The sequence below is a fragment of the Rathayibacter tanaceti genome (genome assembly GCF_001634385.1).
Classification (GTDB): Bacteria; Actinomycetota; Actinomycetes; order Actinomycetales; family Microbacteriaceae; genus Rathayibacter; species Rathayibacter tanaceti.
Genome location: NZ_LIIN01000177.1, coordinates 1 through 4,002, shown reverse-complemented (window position 1 = coordinate 4,002; position 4,002 = coordinate 1). Strand labels below are relative to the sequence as shown.

Genomic DNA, 4,002 nt, shown 5'->3' with positions numbered 1-4,002 from the left:
GGCCGGGGATCCGCCCGCGCTGGCGCTGCTGCGCGGGGATCCCGTGCTCGAGTTCGATCACCGCTCACCACCGCCTCCGCGTGGTCGGCACGACCGATGTGGAGGAGACGGCCCGAGCGGTGAGGGCGCTCGCGACTGGTCCAGCGGCCGTGCCGGGGCCGGCCCGCCCGAGCCGGCGGGCGCGGTGCGCTGGCGACACACGCCCGGCGCCTACACCGCGCTGATCGAGCGCTGCCAGGACGCGATCCGCGCTGGCGACGCTTACCAGCTGTGCCTGACGAACGAGATCGTGGTGACGGGGCGCTTCGACCCGGTCGAGTGCTATCGGCGGCTGCGCCGCTCCAGTCCGAGCCATCACGGCGGGCTGATCCGGTTCGGCGGGCGCTCGCTGGTCAGCGCCTCGCCCGAGCGCTTCCTCACCGGCACCGCCGAGGGTCGCGTGGCGACGCATCCGATCAAGGGCACCCGCCGGCGGGGGAGGGACGCCGCGGAGGACCGGGCGCTGCGCGAGGAGCTCGTCGGGAGCGTCAAGGAGCGTGCCGAGAACGTGATGATCGTCGACCTCGTGCGCAGCGACCTGGCGCGCGTGGCGGTCACCGGGTCGGTCGCTGTCGACCGCCTTCTCGAGGTCGAGAGCTACCCGCAGGTGCACCAGCTGGTCAGCGAGGTCTCGGCGCAGCGCGCGCCCGGGGTCGGAGTCGCTGCGCTGATCGCCGCGCTGTTCCCCGCGGGCTCGATGACGGGCGCGCCCAAGCGGCGGGCCGTCGAATTGCTGCGCGAGTGGGAGGCGGGGCCGCGGGGCGTCTACTCCGGCACCTTCGGGCGGCTCGGCTCCGACGGCTCCCTCGACCTCGCGATGACGATCCGCACGCTCGTGCTCGACGACGAGTGCGCACGACTGGGCACCGGCGGCGGGATCACGGCGCTCTCGGTCGCCGCGGAGGAGGTCGAGGAGACCCGGCTCAAGGCGCGGGCGCTGCTGGCCGTGCTGGGCGTCGGCCAGGAGTGAGCGGGCGCCCGCTTCGTCTGCCGTGTTCGCCGGGCCAGTAGGGTTGAGGGTCGAACGCGGCCGCCCCCGCGCTCGCGTTCTCCCCCCTTTTTTTCAGAAGTGAGAAGCACCTGTGGCAGAAGAGACCTCCCGGCAGACCGGCGCGAACGACGAGGAGCGCTACGACTTCCGCGCGCTCCAGGAGAAGTGGCTCCCGATCTGGGAGGAGACTCGCCCGTTCGCGACCGATGCGGAGGGCGACAAGCGCCCCCGCAAGTACGTGCTCGACATGTTCCCCTACCCCTCGGGCGACCTGCACATGGGCCACGCCGAGGCCTACGCGCTGGGCGATGTGATCGCGCGCTACTGGCGGCAGCAGGGCTTCACCGTGCTGCACCCGATCGGCTGGGACAGCTTCGGCCTGCCCGCCGAGAACGCGGCGATCAAGCGCGGGCTGAACCCGGTCACCTGGACCTACGACAACATCGAGCAGCAGAAGCGCTCGATGAAGCGCTACGCCGCGTCCTTCGACTGGGACCGCGTGCTGCACACCTCCGACCCCGAGTACTACAAGTGGAACCAGTGGCTGTTCCTCAAGATGTACGAAAAGGGCCTCGCCTACCGCAAGGACAGCTGGGTCAACTGGGACCCGGTGGACCAGACCGTCCTCGCCAACGAGCAGGTCCTCGCCGACGGCACCTCCGAGCGATCGGGCGCGGTCGTGGTCAAGAAGAAGCTCACGCAGTGGTACTTCAAGATCACCGACTACGCGGACCGGCTGCTCGACGACCTGAACCAGCTCGAGGGCTCCTGGCCGTCGAAGGTCATCGCCATGCAGCGCAACTGGATCGGCCGCTCCATCGGCGCCGATGTCGAGTTCGAGATCGAGGGCCGCGAGGAGCGCGTGACCGTGTTCACGACGCGCCCCGACACCCTCTACGGTGCGACCTTCATGGTGGTCGCCCCGGACTCCGACCTCGCCTCCGAGCTGGTCGAGGGCGGAGACCCCGCGGTGCGGGATCCTTTCCGCGCCTACCTCGACACGGTGCAGAAGTCGAGCGAGATCGAGCGGCTGACGGCCGACCGGCCCAAGACGGGCGTGTTCCTCGGCCGCTACGCCGTGAATCCGGTGAACGGCGAGCGGCTGCCGATCTGGGCCGCTGACTACGTGCTCTCGGACTACGGCCACGGCGCCGTGATGGCGGTGCCCGCGCACGACCAGCGCGACCTCGACTTCGCCCGCGCGTTCGACCTGCCGGTGCGCGTGGTCGTCGACACGAACGCCTCCGTCACGGGCGCGATCCCGGTGATCCCGGAGGACCCGGACGAGCTGGCCGCGCTCGAGAAGGAGTACTCGCTCGACCCCGCGACGACGGGTGAGGCGCTCACCGGCGACGGGCGCCTGATCAACTCCGGGCCGCTCGACGGCCTCTCGAAGCGCACGGCGATCGAGCGGGTCATCAAGCTGCTGGAGGAGCGCGGCCGTGGACGCGCCGCCAAGAACTACCGCCTGCGCGACTGGCTCATCTCGCGTCAGCGCTACTGGGGCACGCCCATCCCGATCATCCATGGGGCCGACGGCGAGCTCGTGCCGGTCCCGGAGGATCAGCTGCCCGTCGTCCTGCCCTCGACCGACGGCCTCGACCTCCAGCCCAAGGGCTCGTCGCCGCTCGGAGCAGCGGAGGACTGGGTGAACGTGCCGCACCCCGTCGACGGCTCGCCGGCGCGCCGCGACCCGGACACGATGGACACCTTCGTCGACTCCTCGTGGTACTTCCTCCGCTTCCTCTCGCCGAAGGACGACACCCAGGCGTTCGATCCGAGGCTCGCCGAGAAGTGGGCGCCGGTCGACCAGTACGTCGGAGGCGTGACGCACGCGATCCTGCACCTGCTGTACGCCCGTTTCATCACCAAGGTGCTGTTCGACCTGGGCTATGTGTCGTTCACCGAGCCGTTCACCGCCCTGCTCAACCAGGGCATGGTGCAGATGGACGGCGCCGCGATGTCGAAGTCGAAGGGCAACATCGTCCGCCTCTCGGACCAGCTCGACGAGTTCGGCGTCGACGCCGTGCGCCTGACGATGGCGTTCGCCGGCCCGCCGGAGGACGACATCGACTGGGCCGACGTCTCGCCCGGCGGCAGCGGCAAGTTCCTCGCCCGGGCCTGGCGCCTGGCGAAGGACGTCACGTCGAAGCCCGATGTCGAGTGGAAGAACGGCGACGCGGCGCTGCGCAGGCAGACCCACCGCTTCCTCGCGGAGTCCCCGTCCCTGATCGAGGCCTTCAAGTTCAACGTCGTGGTCGCGCGCCTGATGGAGCTCGTCAACGCGACCCGCAAGGTGGTCGACTCGGGCGCCGGAGCCGGTGATCCTGCGGTCCGCGAGGCCACGGAGGTGGTCGCGATGGCCCTCAACCTGTTCGCGCCGTACACGGCAGAGGACATGTGGCACCGCCTCGGCTACGAGGGCACGGTCGCGCACGCACTCTGGCGCAAGGCGGACCCGACGCTGCTGGTCGACGAAACCGTGACCGCGATCCTCCAGGTCGACGGCAAGGTCCGCGACCGCCTGGAGGTGTCGCCGAAGATCTCGTCGGACGAGCTCGAGGAGCGTGCGCGGGCGACCGCCGGCGTGGCGCGGGCGCTGGTCGAGCGTGAGGTCGTGAAGGCCGTCGTGCGGGCGCCGCGGCTCGTGAACCTGGTGACGAAGGCGGTGTAGCCGCCTCGGTCCGGTGACGGGGCTCCTCCTGGCGTGGGAGGGGCCCCGGTGTGCGTGCTGCGGCGTTTGCCCGGTGTCGATGCTCCTCCACAGCGGGTGGATCGTCGGGCTCTCCCCGGATCGGCGTCGACGGCCGTCAGAGGTGCTGACCGGCCTCCTACCGTCGTCGGATGCGGGAGACCAGTGGGACGGACGAGGAGCAGCTGACGGAGCTGCTGCGGCCCCGGCGGGCCCGGCCGCGCTGGCGGGTGGGGGCCGGAGCGGCCGTGGTGCTGGTGGTCGTGGCTACAGTGGTCGC

Annotated in this window: 2 protein-coding genes; both read left to right on the top strand. The window is 70.9% G+C overall.

The window, feature by feature from the left end; all coding sequences use genetic code 11:
• Positions 1 to 1,009: anthranilate synthase component I family protein (locus ACH61_RS14260; RefSeq protein WP_153038909.1), on the top strand; the 1,009-nt coding region annotated here is incomplete at its 5' end.
• A 112-nt stretch (positions 1,010 to 1,121) separates the two neighbouring features.
• On the top strand, positions 1,122 to 3,704 hold the full coding sequence (gene leuS / locus ACH61_RS14255) for a leucine--tRNA ligase (protein WP_068213288.1): 2,583 nt from the start codon (positions 1,122 to 1,124) through the stop codon (positions 3,702 to 3,704).
• The last annotated feature ends 298 nt before the right edge of the window (positions 3,705 to 4,002 follow it).